19 protein-coding genes are annotated in these 18,243 nt (G+C 37.6%); all 19 read right to left on the minus strand.

The window, feature by feature from the left end; genetic code table 11:
• Positions 1 to 23: 23 nt before the first annotated feature.
• Positions 24 to 560, minus strand: a complete 537-nt coding sequence (locus tag ACQKNX_RS16175; RefSeq protein ID WP_340820979.1) for a F0F1 ATP synthase subunit delta — start codon at positions 558 to 560, stop codon at positions 24 to 26.
• Complete coding sequence (gene atpF / locus ACQKNX_RS16180) at positions 557 to 1,075, minus strand: F0F1 ATP synthase subunit B (protein ID WP_340820980.1); 519 nt, start codon at positions 1,073 to 1,075, stop codon at positions 557 to 559. The genes ACQKNX_RS16175 and atpF overlap by 4 nt, the downstream gene beginning before the upstream one ends.
• A gap of 177 nt (positions 1,076 to 1,252) precedes the next feature.
• The gene (gene atpE, locus ACQKNX_RS16185) at positions 1,253 to 1,477 is read right to left on the minus strand and encodes a F0F1 ATP synthase subunit C (RefSeq protein ID WP_004269474.1); all 225 of its coding nucleotides are present in this window, start codon (positions 1,475 to 1,477) and stop codon (positions 1,253 to 1,255) included.
• A gap of 63 nt (positions 1,478 to 1,540) precedes the next feature.
• Positions 1,541 to 2,251: a F0F1 ATP synthase subunit A gene (atpB, locus tag ACQKNX_RS16190; protein ID WP_427429766.1), complete on the minus strand. Its 711-nt coding sequence runs from the start codon at positions 2,249 to 2,251 to the stop codon at positions 1,541 to 1,543.
• Between the two features lie 35 nt (positions 2,252 to 2,286).
• Positions 2,287 to 2,658, minus strand: coding sequence for an ATP synthase subunit I (locus ACQKNX_RS16195; protein WP_139860289.1), 372 nt, complete (start codon positions 2,656 to 2,658; stop codon positions 2,287 to 2,289).
• Positions 2,659 to 3,198: 540 nt separating this feature from the next.
• Positions 3,199 to 4,320 (minus strand): non-hydrolyzing UDP-N-acetylglucosamine 2-epimerase, encoded by a 1,122-nt coding sequence (gene wecB, locus ACQKNX_RS16200; protein WP_427429767.1) that lies wholly within the window; start codon positions 4,318 to 4,320, stop codon positions 3,199 to 3,201.
• Between the two features lie 185 nt (positions 4,321 to 4,505).
• Positions 4,506 to 5,135, minus strand: a complete 630-nt coding sequence (gene upp, locus ACQKNX_RS16205; RefSeq protein WP_173478609.1) for a uracil phosphoribosyltransferase — start codon at positions 5,133 to 5,135, stop codon at positions 4,506 to 4,508.
• 127 nt (positions 5,136 to 5,262) lie between these two features.
• Positions 5,263 to 7,416, minus strand: coding sequence for an EAL domain-containing protein (locus ACQKNX_RS16210; RefSeq protein ID WP_427429768.1), 2,154 nt, complete (start codon positions 7,414 to 7,416; stop codon positions 5,263 to 5,265).
• Between the two features lie 367 nt (positions 7,417 to 7,783).
• Positions 7,784 to 9,025, minus strand: a complete 1,242-nt coding sequence (gene glyA / locus ACQKNX_RS16215; RefSeq protein ID WP_427429769.1) for a serine hydroxymethyltransferase — start codon at positions 9,023 to 9,025, stop codon at positions 7,784 to 7,786.
• Between the two features lie 61 nt (positions 9,026 to 9,086).
• Positions 9,087 to 9,629 (minus strand): TIGR01440 family protein, encoded by a 543-nt coding sequence (locus ACQKNX_RS16220; protein WP_427429770.1) that lies wholly within the window; start codon positions 9,627 to 9,629, stop codon positions 9,087 to 9,089.
• Positions 9,630 to 9,752: 123 nt separating this feature from the next.
• Positions 9,753 to 10,190, minus strand: coding sequence for a ribose 5-phosphate isomerase B (gene rpiB, locus ACQKNX_RS16225; RefSeq protein WP_173478613.1), 438 nt, complete (start codon positions 10,188 to 10,190; stop codon positions 9,753 to 9,755).
• A 413-nt stretch (positions 10,191 to 10,603) separates the two neighbouring features.
• Positions 10,604 to 11,887 carry a methyl-accepting chemotaxis protein gene (locus ACQKNX_RS16230; protein ID WP_427429771.1) on the minus strand — a complete coding sequence of 428 codons (1,284 nt, stop codon included), beginning with the start codon at positions 11,885 to 11,887 and terminating at the stop codon, positions 10,604 to 10,606.
• 8 nt (positions 11,888 to 11,895) lie between these two features.
• Complete coding sequence (locus ACQKNX_RS16235) at positions 11,896 to 12,336, minus strand: low molecular weight protein arginine phosphatase (RefSeq protein ID WP_427429772.1); 441 nt, start codon at positions 12,334 to 12,336, stop codon at positions 11,896 to 11,898.
• A 16-nt stretch (positions 12,337 to 12,352) separates the two neighbouring features.
• Positions 12,353 to 12,850 carry a manganese efflux pump MntP family protein gene (locus tag ACQKNX_RS16240; protein WP_427429773.1) on the minus strand — a complete coding sequence of 166 codons (498 nt, stop codon included), beginning with the start codon at positions 12,848 to 12,850 and terminating at the stop codon, positions 12,353 to 12,355.
• Between the two features lie 634 nt (positions 12,851 to 13,484).
• Positions 13,485 to 14,519, minus strand: a complete 1,035-nt coding sequence (locus tag ACQKNX_RS16245; RefSeq protein ID WP_427429774.1) for an L-threonylcarbamoyladenylate synthase — start codon at positions 14,517 to 14,519, stop codon at positions 13,485 to 13,487.
• Positions 14,520 to 14,619: 100 nt separating this feature from the next.
• The gene (locus ACQKNX_RS16250; RefSeq protein WP_427429775.1) at positions 14,620 to 15,201 is read right to left on the minus strand and encodes a stage II sporulation protein R; all 582 of its coding nucleotides are present in this window, start codon (positions 15,199 to 15,201) and stop codon (positions 14,620 to 14,622) included.
• A 44-nt stretch (positions 15,202 to 15,245) separates the two neighbouring features.
• Complete coding sequence (gene prmC, locus ACQKNX_RS16255; RefSeq protein ID WP_427429776.1) at positions 15,246 to 16,106, minus strand: peptide chain release factor N(5)-glutamine methyltransferase; 861 nt, start codon at positions 16,104 to 16,106, stop codon at positions 15,246 to 15,248.
• Positions 16,093 to 17,169, minus strand: a complete 1,077-nt coding sequence (gene prfA / locus ACQKNX_RS16260) for a peptide chain release factor 1 (RefSeq protein ID WP_427429777.1) — start codon at positions 17,167 to 17,169, stop codon at positions 16,093 to 16,095. Before prfA ends, prmC begins: the two co-directional genes overlap by 14 nt.
• A 251-nt stretch (positions 17,170 to 17,420) precedes the next feature.
• Entirely contained in the window at positions 17,421 to 17,993 is a 573-nt protein-coding gene (locus tag ACQKNX_RS16265) for a thymidine kinase (RefSeq protein WP_401010767.1), read from the minus strand.
• Positions 17,994 to 18,243 lie beyond the last annotated feature (250 nt).

Consider the following 18,243-nt stretch of genomic DNA (forward strand, 5'->3'; position numbering starts at 1 on the left):
TCACCTCTCACATTTCTAAATTATTAACCGATTAATTCACGTTTTAGACGCTCAAGCTTGTTCACTACTGAGCTATCATAAATATGGTTACCGATTTGAACACGAATACCACCTAATAATGAAGGATCGATTTCGTTTGTAATGTTTAATGATTGTTTCCCAACAAGTTTACTGAATGCCGCAGAAATTTTAGCGCTTTCTTCAGCAGAAAGTTCACGCGTTGAGAATACAGTTGCATCCGCAGAACCTTGTGCCTGTGCAGCAAGCTCAGCATATGCATTAGCAATTAGCTTCACTTCGTTTACACGTTTCTTCTCAACAAGTAGTTGAACTGTGTGTAAAACTTCTGGCGTTGCACTTGCAAAGATTTCAGCTACCATTTGTTTCTTACGTTCGATAGAGAACTTAGGCGCGTTTAAAAGTGTTAAAAAATCTGGAGATTCTGTAACAACTTTTGTTAACTCGTTTAAGTCTGCCCCAACTTCTGCAAGAATATTTTTTTGTTGCGCAATTTCAAATAGAGCTTGAGCGTAACGCTTTGCTACAGTTGAATTACTCATTGAGCTTCCCCTGCCTTCGCAATCGTCTCTTCAATTAGAGCACGGTTGTCTGCCTCAGAAATCTCTTTGCTAAGGACTTTAGATGCTGCAAGTACAGATAATGAAACGACTTCATCACGTACAGCTGCGATAGCCTTTTCTTTTTCAGACTCGATTTCACGTAAAGCCGATTCTTTTAAGCGGTTAGCTTCATTGCGAGCTGCTGTAAGAATTTCTTCTTTTTGCATTTCGCCTTGCTTCTTAGCACCCTCAACAATCGATTGTGCTTCCGTACGAGCTTCTTTAAGAAGACTTTTTTGTTCTTCTAAAAATTTGTGCGAATCTTTGCGAGCCTTTTCAGCTGCTTCGATCTCACTAGCTACTAATTCTTCACGTTGTTGCATGATGCCCATTAATGGACCCCAAGCGAACTTTTTAAGTAGAAGCATTAATACTAAGAAGATGACTAATGTTGAGATGACATCTCCACCATTGAATCCTCCACCTGCACCTAGTACAAGATTGTCTAAAAACACGATTGTTTCACTCCCTTCAAGAGCTTTAACTTCAACATATTAGTTTGTAATACTTAAAAACTTACCTATTTTAAAAAGCTATATTTGCACATAGCTTTTATCTGTTCCAAAATGAAGGGCGAAGTTTCATCTGGTGAATCCTGCTTCGCCACTAGTAAAATTCAGTATACAACTGAATTATTTGTTCATTACGATGAATGCTACTACTACTGCGATAATCGGTAAGGCTTCAACTAATGCAACCCCGATGAACATAGTAGTTTGAAGAACGCCACGAGCTTCTGGTTGGCGAGCGATACCTTCAACTGTTTTAGATACGATAAGACCGTTACCAATACCTGCACCAAGTGCACCTAAACCGATTGCGATTGCTGCTGCTAATAAACCTAATGAACCTGTCATTTTAAAATTTCCTCCTTGGAATTGTTTGTTTTTTTGGTTCAAGCATAAAATTTATGCTTTATATTAATGGTCATCGCTCACTTTATGAGCCATGTAAACCATTGTTAACATTGTGAAGATAAAGGCTTGGATAAAGCCGATGAAAATAGAGAAACCTTGCCATGCCATCATAGGAACAATTGCACCTACGAACCCGAGCGGACCTGATATTGCTAAACTTGCGATTAATGCAAGTAAAATTTCACCTGCATAAATGTTACCGTAAAGACGCAGACCTAATGTTAAAGTGTTTGCAAACTCTTCAATAATTTTTAGCGGGAACATAAATGACATTGGTTTGAAGAATGTACCAACATAATGGCCTGTACCCTTCATTTTGATACCATAGTATTGAGATAATACTAAAATCATTGTTGCAAGAGTCATTGTAACCGTTGGGTCAGCTGTTGGCGATTTCCACCAAAGTTCATGGTCATAGACGATAGAGAATGGAAGACCTAATAAGTTAGATACTGCGATAAACATAATAAGTGTGATACCTAAAATGTGGAATCGTCCACCAGTTTTCCAGTCCATGTTGCTTTTGATGATATTCTTTACGAAATCCATAATCCATTCCATAAAGTTTTGCATACCAGTTGGTTTTAACTTTAAGTTTCTAGTAGAGATAACAGCGATTAAAAATACGACTATTGCTGCAACTAGTAACATCATAACTGTAGATAAGTTAAATGTTAAAAAACCAATGGTTACTAACGGAGCTTCATGATTCATTGTTATTTTTCACCTCTCTTTCTAATAAAGCACAATTAGTGGTTCCTTACATGAGATACAATTCTCTCGACAAAGAGAACTACGTACGGAATCATTAGCCCTATGACCGTGCTAATCAAGTGAAAATAGTTTGGCAACGAAATGGCTATAGCGACTGCCGCTACACCTGATCCAAAACGCAGTGCTGTACCAAGTGAACCTATTTTCTTCCCTTCACTAATGGAACGATCAAACTTCTCCATACGGCGAACTAAAATCCAAAAATTATACGTACCAAAAAATGCACCGATTGCGATGCCCGCAAAAACTGTTTGAAAGGACGTAAAGCCCCAGCCTAATGCGCAAAGTGCGAGCAAAAAAAATAACGCTCTCTTCTGCACAGCAAAAATGTGATGCAAATCTAGCATTGGTTTGTAGTCTCCTGAATCATTTTTTCGAGTAAAGAAAACGTTTGCTTACCACTTTGTGAAATCAGAAAAGAGCAGTGAAAAACACTACTCACAGCGGAATAGTAATGGGAGAGTCATTTGAATGAAATTACAGGTGTAAATTCCTAATAATGCCTTACACCCCTTACTGATTCGGTGTTAAACCGAAACGCACAAAACGTTGCAAATCGACAGTGATGGTTTGAACTGTCAATTTAGTAGAAACTTGATATAACAAGTGTTTCAACGTCTATCAACGATTAGAAACCCTTATCATTCTTACCCTTTGTAAGCATACAATAGGTGATATTTGAAGTCAATTAGTAAAGGAGAAAAACTTCACAGCTACTATACTCTTGTCAAATTGTTGACAAATTTGTGTATGAACTTTCATAGATTACAATTTTTTTTTTGGAATAATGCAAAAAAAAGCTAATTTACGACAGAAATTTGCTCGTAAATTAGCTACACATTAATTTTTAGTTCTTTTTGCTTATTTTTAAAGTTTAAAATGGTGTATTACTTGCTTTTCTGCAAAAATTTCAAGAGAGCTTCCACGATACGTTGTGAAGCATGTCCATCTCCATAAGGATTTGAGGCTTTTGCCATTGCTTCATACGCTTCTTTATCCTCTAGCAATTCTTTTGCAAGAGAATAAATTGTTTCCTCTTCTGTTCCTGCTAGTTTCAAAGTTCCAGCAGCAATTCCTTCCGGACGCTCTGTCGTATCACGAAGCACTAGAACTGGCTTTCCTAATGATGGCGCTTCTTCTTGAACACCACCAGAGTCAGTTAAGATCATGTACGAATTTGCAGCGAAGTTATGGAAATCAAAAACTTCAAGAGGTTCAATTAAATGCACGCGGTCATTATCGCCTAATATTTCATTGGCAATTTCTCGCACAGCCGGGTTCATATGCACAGGGTAAACAACTTGAACATCTTCGTGCTCCGCTAACAGTCGAGTAATTGCTCGGAACATATGACGCATAGGCTCGCCTAGATTTTCACGACGATGTGCTGTTAATAATATCATTCGATCGTTTGCTATTTTTTCTAACACCGGATGTGTATAATGCTCACCCACCGTTGTAGCTAATGCATCAATAGCTGTATTGCCTGTAACAAAAATAGTATCTGCGTTTTTATTTTCATCTAAAAGATTTTTCTTTGATACTTCTGTTGGTGCAAAGTGCAAATCAGCCATGACACCTGTCAGCTGACGATTCATTTCCTCTGGGTAAGGTGAATACTTATTCCATGTTCGAAGACCTGCTTCAACATGACCAATGGCAATTTGATTATAAAACGCTGCTAAGCTTGCAATAAATGTTGTGGCAGTATCACCATGCACTAAGACAATATCAGGTTGCGCTTCTTTCATGACTTTATCTAAACCTTGTAATGCATTGGTTGTCACATCAATTAGAGTTTGACGATCCTTCATTATATTTAAATCGTAGTCTGGTGTTATTTTAAATGTTTCTAATACTTGGTCAAGCATTTGGCGATGTTGTGCTGTTACAGTCACGATTGATTCCACTTGCTCGGGATGTTTTTGCAATTCCAATACAAGCGGGGCCATTTTTATCGCCTCTGGTCTCGTACCGAAAATCGTCATCACTTTCCATTTTTTCGTCAAACGATTTGCACCGTCCTTTGGTTATATTGTATATCAAGTGCAATGGTCCACATTCATTATTAAGAAGAGAGACTTAATTGCCTAAACATACTATGAAACGTCCTTCAATATTGAAGGACGCTTTCAAATGCTATAAAGTTGCTGTAGGAAAAACGTTATTGCTCTTTAAGCAATTACTCCACTTTTTATTTCGTACCGAATAAACGGTCTCCAGCATCACCTAGACCTGGAACGATGTAACCATGGTCATTTAACTTTTCGTCAAGTGCAGCAATATAGATGTCCACATCTGGATGTTCATCTTGAATTACTTTTACACCCTCTGGCGCAGCAATTAAACACATAAATTTAATGCTTTTCGCACCGCGTTTTTTCAGTGAATTGATAGCTTCCACTGCTGAACCACCCGTAGCGAGCATTGGGTCTACAATAATGAAATCGCGTTCTTCCACATCTGCTGGAAGTTTTGCATAATACTCAACAGGTTTTAATGTTTCAGGGTCACGATAAAGACCAATATGACCAACTTTCGCAGCTGGAATTAGTTTTAATACGCCGTCAACCATGCCGATGCCTGCGCGTAAAATCGGTACAATTGCAAGTTTTTTCCCAGAAAGAACTTTTGTTTTCGCGATTGTTACTGGTGTTTCAATTTCAATTTCTTCTACAGGCATTTCTCGCGTAATTTCGAATGCCATTAATGTTGCTACCTCATCAACTAGCTCACGAAATTCTTTAGTTCCTGTATTTTTATCACGAATATAAGTTAACTTGTGTTGGATTAGTGGATGATCAAATACGTATACTTTGCTCAAAGGGGTTCTCTCCTAACCGTTCGGATTTCATTTTTATCTCAACTAGTATAACAGAAAACAGGAGTTGTCTCAAAAATAAATTCGAGATATCCCCTTTTCAAGAGTGTTTGCTACATGTAGAAGCAAATTATACGTCAAGTATAGAATCCAGTTGCTCAATCGCCATCGGTTTATAATAGAAGTAACCTTGTCCGACTTTACAACCAAGCGCACGTAATATCTCTACCTGTTCCTCATTTTCGATTCCCTCTGCAACAGATGTCATACCTAAATTTAATGCAAGCTGAATGATTGAACGGACAATCGCTAATGTTGCTGCATCATTTATATCATTTATAAAGCTACGATCAATTTTCAACTCAGTGAACGGTAATCTTTGTAAATAACTAAGTGAAGAAAACCCTGTTCCAAAATCATCCACCGATGTTTTAAAGCCATAGCTTTTTAACTCTTGAATAATGGCGAATGCGCTTTGAAAATCTACTAAGCCAATATTTTCTGTTACCTCTAAAATAATATTACTTGGATTAATGCTATACTTTTCAACTAACTGCCGTATATCCTTAACAAAATGAGGGTAGTAAAAGTGATCAGGCGATATATTAACGGCAACTTTCACTAACTTCTTTCCCAATTGTTGACGCTCCGCTAGCCAAGTAAGAACAATTTCTAAAATTTGTATGTCAATTTCACGAACCTTGCCTGCATTTTCGGCAACTGGTATAAACATAGCTGGTGATACAAAACCGAGAACCGGTGAATGCCAACGAGCTAGCGCTTCAATACTTTGAATTTCCCCTGTTCGTAAATCTACTTTTGGTTGTAGATTCACAGAAATCTCTTTATTTTTAAGCGCTTGTGATAAATGATTTAAAACAGTCATCTGTTGCTCTAGTAAATCGTTACGTTCCTTCGTAAATATCTCCATATGCGTTCCTGGTTTGTTGGCTGCATAAGATAATGCATTATCTGCAAATCTGATTGCATCTGCAATTTTAATATCCTTATCGAAGGAAGAGACGCCAGTCTTTAATGTAATATAAATATGCTTACCATTTATAAGAAACGGCTGGCGTGTTAAATCTTTTATGCGAAGCTCATAATCGTTTAACTCTTCATTGGGTGTCACTTGTGAAATAATAAGACTAGAACTTGTGAATCTAGCAATATACTCTTTTAAATCATTTTTATGTTCTTGAAGACGTCTAGCAATTTGTCTTAATAATTCATCCCCCGCTTCTCTGCCATATAATTCAACGACTTGATGAAATTCACTTGGTTTTATGATTTTAATAAAGCCTATTCGACCTCGTTGTTCTTCCTTTTCTATCTTATTTAAAAAGCTATGTCGATTTGGCAAGCCAGTCGTAATATCCTTATATGCTAAATCCCATATTTTTTTCTGTGTTTTCGCATACGAATACGCTAATGCAACGAGCGCCCCTATTTTTTGAAACACATTGTTAAAAAACACTCTTTCACCTGGATATTGAGAAAATATTGCAAAAAGTCCGATTGCTTGTTGCTTTTGATTGCGAATAGGTACAAACCATCCCGAGTGATTATTTGTTAGACTAGCAAAGTTTTTAAATTCTATTGGAATAGCAACCTCTTCTAGCTTATTAGCTACTATCGGTGTTTCCTGTTGCATCACCTTTCTATAGAAGTCACTCATCTCGAAAAGCTGAGGTACATGTTGGTGAACACTATTAGAAGTAAAAACTTGAAAATAATTTGAATCTATTTTGATAAGAACCGAGCTAAACACATATGGCATGAAAAATTGATTTATTTTGCTACAAATAGTGTCCATTTTTTTATAAAATGGATAGTCCTTTTCAATTGCCTCATAAACGGCTTTCTCTAATTCCGCTATAAAATCTTCAGTATGATAATACGTAATATCCTTCACGATTATTAACACAAATAATGTTTCATTATCATTATTTTGAAAAGGAAGGGTTTGCATTTCTGCCCAAAATGGTGGCTGTTCGAAGCGATGATGGTGCAACTTTTCTGTCACCATTGCTCCACTATGTATATTCTCTTTTATTTTTTCAAGCATTGTCGTCGGTAACCCACTTGAAAGCATCGCAAAATAATCTGTTTCTAGAATCTGTGAACGTATTGCATTTGTAAGCGTGCAAAAAGAATTATTACATTCCACTATGAAATTAGTTTTAGCATCCAAAATAACATAGCTTTCTTTAGATTGTTCACCTAAGTTACGAATTGTAGTTAATAAAATATTTTTTTGTACGTCCATAGATTTAGTAACCATCCAACCCCTCCCGTCTATATCCATCAATTCTACCCCTTTATATTGTACATAAAAATTCAATAAATTGTCACTTTTATAAAAAACATTCCTTCTTTGGGACATCAATTGTCCTTATCCAATATAATATAACCTTTCATCTTATATTTATGTAAAAAAATACAAAAATAAGATAAATTTATTTTTATATTAGCAAAAAATAGTTTTGCAGTTTAATCTAACAATTACACTTCAACAATTTTTAGTACATCGCTTGAAAACCAGCCATTCGTACCTTCACTTAATTTCAATAATTAAATTAAACAAACTAAAGGCTGTGCCTAAAGTGAATAACACACTTAAGACACAGCCTATAATTAAACAATACTAATTATGCGTATAATGGATGTTTATCAGTTAAAACTTTAACACGATCTTTTGCATCAGCTTTTACCGCTTCATCTTCTGGATTTTTAAGTACAGCAGCGATAATAGCGCCTACTTCTTTCATGTCTTCTTCTTTAAAGCCGCGTGATGTAACTGCAGGTGTACCAATACGAATACCAGAAGTAACAAATGGAGATTCTGTATCGTAAGGAATTGTGTTTTTGTTAGTTGTAATTCCCACTTCATCAAGCGCGTGCTCTGCTACTTTACCAGTTAAGCCAAGAGATTTTACGTTTAAAAGTAATAAGTGATTATCCGTACCGTTAGATACGATTTCTACACCTTCTTCGATTAACACTTCTGCTAAAGCACGTGCATTTGCTTTAATTTGTTTTGCGTAGTCTTTGAAATCAGGTTGTAAAGCTTCACCAAATGCTACAGCTTTCGCAGCGATAACATGCATTAATGGTCCACCTTGGATACCTGGGAAGACAGATTTATTTAATTTTTGCTCCCATTCTTTTGACGCAAGAATTAAACCACCACGTGGTCCACGTAATGTTTTATGTGTTGTAGATGTAACAAAATCAGCGTAAGGAACTGGTGATTGATGCTCTCCAGCAGCTACTAGTCCAGCGATGTGCGCCATATCAACCATAAAGTAAGCTCCTACTTCGTCTGCGATTTCACGGAATTTAGAAAAATCAATTTCACGTGGGTATGCAGATGCACCCGCTACAATTAGTTTTGGTTTGTGTGCTAACGCTTTTTGACGAACATCTTCATAGTCGATTACATGTGTATCTTCTGTTACACCATACTCTACGAAATTATAAAGGATACCTGAGAAGTTTACAGGAGAACCATGTGTTAAGTGACCACCATGAGACAGGTTCATTCCTAGAACTGTGTCACCTGGTTGTAAAATTGTATGGTATACAGCCATGTTTGCTTGTGCACCAGAGTGCGGTTGTACGTTAGCATATTCTGCACCGAAAAGTTCTTTCACACGATCACGTGCAATATCTTCTACTACGTCTACGTGTTCACAGCCACCATAGTAACGTTTTCCAGGATAACCTTCAGCATATTTGTTAGTAAGAACTGAACCTTGTGCTTCCATTACTGCTTCAGATACAAAGTTTTCAGATGCAATTAACTCGATATTCGCTTGTTGACGTTTTTTCTCCGCTAAAATCCCATCTAATACTGCTTTGTCTTGTACTGCTAAATTTTCGTATGCCATGTTTGAAAAGCCTCCTAAGTATAATCGTTATTTACATGTACCTCTGACAACAGAAGTATTGTTATTTATATACAGCACGTTCGCCACCAATTAGTTTTGGACGTGTTGTTGCTACTGTGACAACCGCTTCTCCTACTGATCGCACTGATGTACGAACTGGAACAGCTACTTCTTTTAAATGCATACCAATTAAAGTTTGGCCTATATCAATACCTGCATGTGCACGTATCGCCTCTACAACTACCGGGCTTTCCAATTTTGTATAAGCATAAGCTGACATCGACCCACCCGCAGTGCGTACAGGAATAACAGCCACAGGTTCATAGCCCAACTGTTCTGCAACTGAAGCTTCCATCGTAATAGCTCGATTTATATGCTCACAGCCTTGGAACGCTAAATATAATTGATGTTTCTTTGCAAATGCCTGCAAGGGCGCAAAAATTGCTTCCGCTGTTTCAAGTGCACCTGCTGTGCCAATTTTCTGACCAATCACTTCAGACGTAGAGCAGCCTACGACAAAAATAGTCTTTGGTCGCAATACTACCTGCTCTTCGAATTCACTGAGTAACTGAGTCAATTGCGTTTGTATCTGTTGCACAACCATTAAGCTCAGCCCCTTATTTTAATGTCTTCTATTTACGCTAGGCGTCAATCTAAGGTAAAAGTGACAGTGCAAGACTGTCACTACCTATTTGTTTTTGCGTTAACGGCTGAAGACGTTTTTGTCTTACTGTTCTAATTCAGCGATTTTTTCTACGCGGCGTGTATGACGCCCACCTTCAAAATCAGTTTCAAGCCATGTTTGCGCGATTTCACGTGCTAGGCCTGGACCAATTACGCGCTCACCCATCGCTAAAATATTTGAATCATTATGGCAACGTGTTGCCTTTGCACTAAATACATCATGCACTAATGCACAACGAATGCCTTTTACTTTGTTCGCAGCGATGGACATGCCAATCCCTGTACCACAAATTAAAATGCCTTTATCAAATTCCCCGTTAGCAACACCTTCAGAAACTGGCTTTGCATAATCAGGATAGTCTACTGAATCCGCAGATTGTGGACCAAAATCTTCGTAGCTAATATTAAGCTCATCTAACAGTTGCATAATCTCACGACGTAAATTATTGCCTCCGTGATCAGAAGAAATTGCTATTCTCACTGGGTTCCCTCATTTCGAAATATAGTCAACATTAGTTTACCACTTCTCTTTCAAGAATAACATGATTTTTGTTGCAATTTTATGCTGATTTCTCCTAAAAGACGAACATTTATTGTAATTCTATTGAAAAACGTTCATTTTTAAGTCCTTTTTCTGTGGATAATGTGAATATCCTGTTAATAAATTCGGATAATGGTCTTTTGTTGTAATATTCCCTCTTCTGAAGTTTTTCTACCTTTTCAACTACAGTGGACATACTATTTCAATATTTTTTCATTTGTACCTGTTAATAACGTTCAAGCTTCCTGTCAACAAGTATTTGGTCAATCCATAGAAAAAACTGTGGACAAGCTCTTTTTTTGAGCCTATCCACAGTCTGTTATTTACATGTATTATTTACATGCTTCTTCTTACTATGCTTCTCTATCAAATTGTAGAATCATTTTATGCAACGCTTCGGATTGTTTTTTCAAGTCTTGCGCAAGTTGTTCTACCTGTTCAATTGCATGTGCTTGTTCTTCTGTTGCACTGCTCACTTCTTGTGCACCAGCCGATGTTTCTTGAGCAATTGCTGCTACTTCTTGTGATTGTCGAGCAGTTGTTTCAATATTGTGCATTTGTTTTTCAATTAATGAAGAAATCTCTACGATCGCGGTTGCCATTTCATGGACACTTGATGACATTCCTTCAACCGCAGTCGTAGTTTCAGAAACACGCGCCGCCTCTTTTGTCGCAAATGACACCTGTTGATTCATTTGTTTCACAACAACTTCAACATTATGTTGCATTGATTGAATAAGAGTTGTAATTCCTTGTACAGCCTTTGCACTTTCATCGGCCAAGCCACGAACCTCTTCTGCCACAACCGCAAAGCCTTTGCCATGTTCTCCTGCACGGGCAGCCTCAATAGATGCATTTAATGCTAGTAAATTTGTTTGTGCCGCAATATCGCCTACTAAACTAATGATACGCTCAACTTGTCCAGCATTGTCTTCTAATGTACGAATACTTTCTAGTGCTTCGTTGTTGCCAGCTGCAATTTGTTGAATGCTGTTGACTAACGTTTCAATCGCTTTTGTTGTATTAGTTAAATTATGTAAAATCTCTTTCGATTGTATTGCTGACTGTTCCGCTCTAGTATTCACTTCTGTTGCTAATGTGCGAACATCTTCAATCGCCTCTGCTGTATCTTGTACAGCTATAGCTGAAGCTTCTGCTCCTTCGGAAATATGTTTTACCGTCACCGCAATACCGTCTGCTTTTTTTGTCGCAACAGCGGTTTCATCGGATAACTTGATAATGGATTGATTTGTTTGTTGAAAGTTTTGATCGATGCTTTCTACCATGTGGCGTAAATTTAACACCATTTGTTGGAATGCTACTGCCACTGAACGAATCTCATCATTCGTTTTTGGCATCACTACATCCTCTCCAATTTTTCCTTCTGCAACGCGTGTAGCAGAGTATTCAAGTCGCTGTAACGGCTTGATTAAAATAACACTGAAAATTGCCGCTAAAATACCTGACCATATAATCCCTAATAAATAAGTAATCACTTCAAATAGCTTACGATTAATTTCTGGGAAAAAAGTAGGTTGTATAAATTCAATGAATATAAAGCTGATACTATACGTGATCAGTGCAAGAATACTTACAAATAATACTAGTTTAAGTCGTAAGCCAAACTGTTTTTTCATAGTGCCCCTCAATTCTTCTCAAGTATTTTAACTAACTGTTCTACTAATTTCTCTAGTTCTGTAAATGTTTCCTCATAAATAGCTTTATTTCCGCCGTAAGGGTCTACAACATTTTCTAAACTTCCTTCGTTCGCATATTCTTTCAGTGTAAAAACTTTTTTTTCTGTGTTTGGATAGTAAGCGATAATAGTATCTCTGTGCGCTGTCGTCATTGTTAAAATTAAATCGGCCCACTCTATTTCAGCCATAGATAATTGTGTTGCTGAATGTTGATGTGTCATATTCGCTTCATTTAAAACTTGCTGCGCATGTGCTGACATTTCAGCGTTCGGCATTGCATAAATACCAGCAGAACGAACCTGAACATTGTCGATTTGTTTCTGTTTTAAAATAACCTCTGCCATTGGACTGCGACAAGTATTTCCGGTACAAACAAATAATATATTCACACTTATCACCTTCCTTTTATTTTTGGAGCGCTAAAATACTCATAATGATAAAAACAAACCCTGCAATAATTTGAATTTTGTTTCCAAAAAAAACCTGACTTCTGCGTGCTATAACTAAAGCCCCATATGCGCAAATAAAAGCACTCATTCCAGCACTAATAATAAAAATTGTTTTTTCTAAGTTAAGCATACCAAAAGAAACACTTACTGAAAAGGTATCTAGGCTAGCAGTCACAGCTAATAAAACAGGTGAAATGGTTATTTTATCATTTTTGTTGGAAGACAAAAGTAAATGTAGACCAATACCAAATAATAGAATACAGGAAATCCATTGACCCCATTCTAATAAAAAACGCATTAAGTAATGACCTAATTCAAAGCCGAGTAGTGGAAAAAGCATATGTAATGTTGCTGTCCACATTGACAAAAACAATCGATATTTAACATTTGGAACTAATACAAATAAACCGACGACATCGACAGACGTTAAAATACCTGCAAGAATACCCTGCAAGAATGCACTCCTTCGCTTCCTAATATTTTATCATTTTATGCTCGGAAATACAGTATTATCATAATGAACGATAAGACATTTTCCATAATATAAAATCCTATTTTTAAATCATTTTTTGTGAATTGTTTGAGTGCCTGACACTATAAATCGTAAAAATCCACTTCGCTTTCCGCGGGCACAGCGTAAGCCGCAACCCTCGCTAGCGCGCGGTTTGTTGCGTCTTACTACTTGTGCTGTCCCGCAGGAGTCTACGTGGATTTTTACTTAGTTGTTTTGCTAGCATGGAAAATTGTTTGTGTGCCTGGCACTTTAAATCGTAAAAATCCACTTCGCTTTCCGCGGGCACAGCGTAAGCCGCATCCCTCGCTAGCGCGCGGTTTGTTGCGTCTTACTACTTGTGCTGTCCCACAGGAGTCTACGTGGATTTTTACTTAGTTGTTTTGCTAGCATGGAAAATTGTTTGTGTGCCTGGCACTCATATCAAAAAAACTCATCTTATATAGATGAGTTTTTGTTTGTCGTCTTATGAAATCGCCGGGAAACTTGGGAGAATCGCCGGGAAAAGTTCTCGAAACGCCGATAAGAGCACTGAAATCGCCGATACCTAGTGCAAAATCGCTGATAGACCCACTAACTAAAGTGAATACCATTTGCCACCAGCCGCTTTTTCAAGTCTGTTCATTATAGCAGCGCCTACACCTTCTGTAGATGTCGTCGTCACTAGAATCACGGTAGCTTCTGTTTTATCACAAGCTCGTAACGCATGATATAGTGCCGCGCCCATCTCTTCTTTACTACCTGCTGCACCAATTGAAAAATAATAATCTATGTTAATATGCTTAAAGCTCTCAGGTGCTAGAAGTGCTACTTTATGTTGTTGGGCTTGAAGTTGTTGTATGGCTTGCTGTACTTTTTCTTCATCACAATCTATTAAATATACGGGTGCATTAGGAGCATAATGTGTATACTTCATGCCTGGGGCTTTCGGCGTCTCTTCCATTGTCTGCTCTATTTTAGTCGGTTGAATAACCGGACCTATTACGGACTCTAACATTTCCTTTGTAATGCCACCTGGACGTAATATAACTGGTGGTTCATGCGTAACATCTAGCACAGTTGATTCAAAGCCAATACCTGTAGAACCTCCATCTAAAATATACGGTATGTACCCATCTAAATCATCTTTTACATGAATCGCTTCTGTTGGGCTTGGTTTCCCGCTACGATTCGCACTTGGAGCAGCAAGTGGTTTTTGAATTTGCTGTAATAATGCTAGTGCAACTGGATGATCCGGCATACGAATTCCGACAGTCTTTAATCCAGCTGTCACACTTTCTGCAAGAATATTTGGTTTTACTGGCATAATGAGTGTAAGTGGACCTGGCCAAAATGCATCCATACATTTTTTTGCTAGCTCAGAAATATGTTCGATATAAAGATAAACTTCCTCTTTCGTTCCTATGTGGACAATAAGTGGATTATCTGAAGGACGCCCTTTTGCCTTAAATATCTTTCTGACTGCATCATCATTTGTAGCGACTGCACCTAAACCGTAAACCGTTTCTGTTGGAAATGCCACAACCTCTCCAGCATTCAAGATATCCACAGCTTGTGCATAAGTTATTTGACTATTCACATTACTATCCACAATCTTACACACGGTTTCCATATGAAAAACCTTCTTTCAATCGTTGTTTTTTTCTGAATTATCCACATTTTGTTCATAACTTATCAATAATTGTGTATAAGTTATCTGAATTTGTGCACAATTACTCAAAAATTCCTTTTATCCATTCCCAAATAAAGAATGTTACATGTTCTTTTTCTTCTGCCTTTTCTTCCTCTTTTTCCGGTTCACAAATAGACGGGAAAATGCTACACCACCAGTTATCACCACGTGCATCGCCAATTTTCACGACAATCGAATGGTACATATTTTGTGGATAAAACATCGCATCTTGTCTCTTCGGCGGAAATAAGTTATCCCCAAGTAATACTTGTGTACGCAATTGTGGATAATTTTCTTTTAATTCTGCTTCAATACTCTCTTTTAGTATAACAAAATTATCATTATCCACATTTGTAGTTGAACCTACTTGTATTAAATAAGGTTTCAAATCTTGCACAAGTTGTTCTTTTTCTAGCTGATCATCTGTTGTGTTGCTATTAGCTATAACTCTTATACGAAAATCGTTTTCTTGTTCATTATTCGTAGCTTCCTTTGCTGAACCTATTAATGATGGAATATATAAAATACATAGTTGTAAAGCTATCGCCATAATTACTAGTCTAGCAAAAGCTAGCACAATATTTAGTTTTGGAAATCTAACAATCTTGTATTCGTTTAACATAAAAATCCCTCCTTGCTCAACATTGTTGTCAAGAAGGAGATTCTTTATACATCAATTTCACAAAAAACCATACGAGGTTTTCCATTAATATCTTTTTCAACGGTAACAGTAGCTTGTGGAAAACTTTCTTTAAAAAATTTCGCTACCTGTTCTCCTTGTGTATAACCTATTTCAAGACCGATCAAAGCGGGCTTATTCATCAATGCTGGGAGCTGTTGTGCTAATTTGCGATATAAAATAAGCCCATCCTCTTCTGCAAAAAGGGCACTATGCGGCTCATGCTCCAGTACGATGCTAGACATGTCCTTCGCTTCTTCCATTGCAATATACGGAGGATTAGATAAAACAATATCAAACGTTTCCCCAACGAGGGGTGCTGTTAAATCACCTAGACGAAAATCAATATCCGCCTCAAGTATTTGTGCATTTTTTTGTGCAGTTGATAATGCTGCTGCAGATAAATCCGTCGCCACTACTGTTAGCTCAGGACATTCTAGCTTCATAGAAATAGCAATAGCGCCACTACCTGTCCCGATATCTGCTAGCTTTAATGTTTTCTTATTAAATAATTGTTCGATGCGATTGCTTGTTGCTAGCACTAATTCCTCTGTTTCAGGTCTTGGAATGAGCACCGATTCATCCACAATAAATGTACGTCCATAAAATTCTTCACTGCCGATACAATACTGTACAGGTCGCCCACTAGCATGCTCTTCAACCAATTTTTCAAACTGTTGACTTTGCTCTGCTGTTAGTGAATCTTGTAAGTGTAGCATAACACCCGAATACGTTGTGCCCAGTATATGTTGCATGACAATACGACCCGCGGTTTCTTCGCGTCCATTATCCACTAAAAAAGAAGAAGCCCAATCAAGGGCCTCCATTACATTTTTATAGGTCATCATTCAGTCGCTCTAACTTTGATGCTTGCTCTTCTAAGATTAGTGTATCAATGATTTCGTCCAGTTTACCCTCGACGATTTGATCGAGCTTTTGAATTGTTAAGCCAATACGATGGTCTGTAACGCGGTTTTGTGGATAATTGTATGTGCGAATACGCTCTGAACGATCGCCCGAACCTACTGCTGATTTACGTGTTGCGTCGATTTCTTTTTGTGCTTCCTGCAAATATTTATCAGCTACACGCGCACGAAGAATTTTCATCGCTTTTTCGCGGTTTTTAATTTGTGAACGTTCATCCTGCATCGATACGACAACACCTGTTGGTAAATGGATCATACGTACAGCAGACATCGTTGTATTTACCGATTGCCCACCTGCACCTGAAGATGCAAATGTATCTACTCGGATATCTTTTTCATGGATTTCAACATCTACCTCTTCAACTTCAGGTAAGCATGCAACTGTCGCAGTTGATGTATGAATACGCCCCTGTGATTCTGTTGCTGGTACACGTTGTACGCGGTGCGCCCCGTTTTCAAATTTGAATTTTGAATACGCGCCTTGCCCGTTAATCATAAAAATAACTTCTTTATAGCCGCCCATTGGGTTTGGCGTTGCTTCCATAATGTCGATTTTCCAGCCCTGTGTCTCAGCATAACGAGAATACATACGGAATAAATCTCCTGCGAAAATATTCGCCTCATCACCGCCGGCTGCTCCACGAATCTCCATAATAACGTTTTTATTATCATTCGGGTCTTTTGGAATTAATAAAACGCGTAAACGTTCTTCCAGCTCTTCTTGCTGTTCTTTTAACGAGTTGAATTCTTCCTTTACCATCTCATGCATATCAGGATCTTTTTCGTTATCTAACATTTCACGTGTATCAACTAGTTGCTCTTTTACGCTTTTATATTCACGATAAGCATCAACTGTTTCTTGAATATCCGATTGTTCCTTTGAATATTCACGTAATTTTTTATTGTCGTTTACAATATCCGGATCACTTAAAAGCTCATTTAGCCTTTCATAACGATCTTCTACTGCTTGTAGTCTATCAAACATGGGCTTCACCTCTATTTAGTTCATTTATTCTATATCCAGTAGGAATCCGCCTCCATTAAAGACAGCGAGACGTATTTTCTACTCTATTCACTAATCATTCCGCCTACAATAGAGTCTGACTAAAGATTTGTTTAGGCGTAATAGTCATGCATTATTTCCACTACTTAGTATAAGGAAAATTCCGCATGTATGCTACATTTTCTTCGGTCGATTGCTTAATATCATCAAGCCATCTTCCGCTTAAAGCTAATTCAAAGTGGTGGATGTGCGTGGCATTTGCGGCAAACAGGATAGTAAGAATCATTACCGCCAATTTTTATTTGATCGCCTGTATACACAGGTTTGCCATTTTCATCGACACGCAAATTCATTGTTGCTTTTTTATGACAGAACCAGCAAATCGTTTTCATTTCTTCAATTTTATCTGCATATGTAAGCATGTACTGACTACCTTCAAATAATTCATTTTGGAAATCATTCTTCAGGCCAAAGCCCATGACAGGGATGTCTAGTTGGTCGACAATATTAGCTAATTGTAGCACATGTGCCTTTTTTAAAAACTGCACTTCATCTACAAGAACACAGTATGGTTTTACAACATTGTTTTTTACAAGTTCAAAAATATTCGTATCCTCATAAATCGGAATAGCTTCTTGTCGTAATCCTACTCGACTTGAAACAAAACCTACCTCATCTCGCGTATCAAGCCCAGATGTAAACATCATGACAGGCTTTTGCTGTTCTTCATAGTTATGTGCAACTTTTAAAATTTCAATTGATTTGCCACTATTCATCGCGCCATGTTTATAGTATAGCTGTGCCATTGTATCCTCTCCCTCTCTATTTGCAATTATGGATTTTGAAAGGAATTATTTTAGCAATGAGCTTAAATGCTTGCACCATAGTACTATTCTTTTATACCGAACCTACTGTCAGTATCGAATGGATTTGCGCTAGCTTAAGCACATTTCAAAATCCGGTCTTTGTTTTATATTGAACGTTACGTGCAACGTTGTGAAAGATACAAATGCGTCGAGACGCAATGAACGCATGCACTTTTTATATACTGAAAAA

It is taken from the genome of Lysinibacillus sp. NPDC093712 (genome assembly GCF_050280025.1).
GTDB lineage: Bacteria > Bacillota > Bacilli > Bacillales_A > Planococcaceae > Lysinibacillus.

Bases quoted from the DNA above. Each gene is read 5' to 3' on its own strand.
- ACQKNX_RS16175 (WP_340820979.1), bottom strand. From the start codon at position 560: ATGAGTAATTCAACTGTAGCAAAGCGTTACGCTCAAGCTCTATTTGAA.
- atpE (WP_004269474.1), bottom strand. From the start codon at position 1,477: ATGACAGGTTCATTAGGTTTATTAGCAGCAGCAATCGCAATCGGTTTA.
- atpB (WP_427429766.1), bottom strand. From the start codon at position 2,251: ATGAATCATGAAGCTCCGTTAGTAACCATTGGTTTTTTAACATTTAAC.
- ACQKNX_RS16195 (WP_139860289.1), bottom strand. From the start codon at position 2,658: ATGCTAGATTTGCATCACATTTTTGCTGTGCAGAAGAGAGCGTTATTT.
- ACQKNX_RS16210 (WP_427429768.1), bottom strand. From the start codon at position 7,416: ATGGTTACTAAATCTATGGACGTACAAAAAAATATTTTATTAACTACA.
- glyA (WP_427429769.1), bottom strand. From the start codon at position 9,025: ATGGCATACGAAAATTTAGCAGTACAAGACAAAGCAGTATTAGATGGG.
- ACQKNX_RS16220 (WP_427429770.1), bottom strand. From the start codon at position 9,629: ATGGTTGTGCAACAGATACAAACGCAATTGACTCAGTTACTCAGTGAA.
- ACQKNX_RS16230 (WP_427429771.1), bottom strand. From the start codon at position 11,887: ATGAAAAAACAGTTTGGCTTACGACTTAAACTAGTATTATTTGTAAGT.
- ACQKNX_RS16245 (WP_427429774.1), bottom strand. From the start codon at position 14,519: ATGGAAACCGTGTGTAAGATTGTGGATAGTAATGTGAATAGTCAAATA.
- ACQKNX_RS16250 (WP_427429775.1), bottom strand. From the start codon at position 15,201: ATGTTAAACGAATACAAGATTGTTAGATTTCCAAAACTAAATATTGTG.
- prmC (WP_427429776.1), bottom strand. From the start codon at position 16,106: ATGATGACCTATAAAAATGTAATGGAGGCCCTTGATTGGGCTTCTTCT.
- prfA (WP_427429777.1), bottom strand. From the start codon at position 17,169: ATGTTTGATAGACTACAAGCAGTAGAAGATCGTTATGAAAGGCTAAAT.
- ACQKNX_RS16265 (WP_401010767.1), bottom strand. From the start codon at position 17,993: ATGGCACAGCTATACTATAAACATGGCGCGATGAATAGTGGCAAATCA.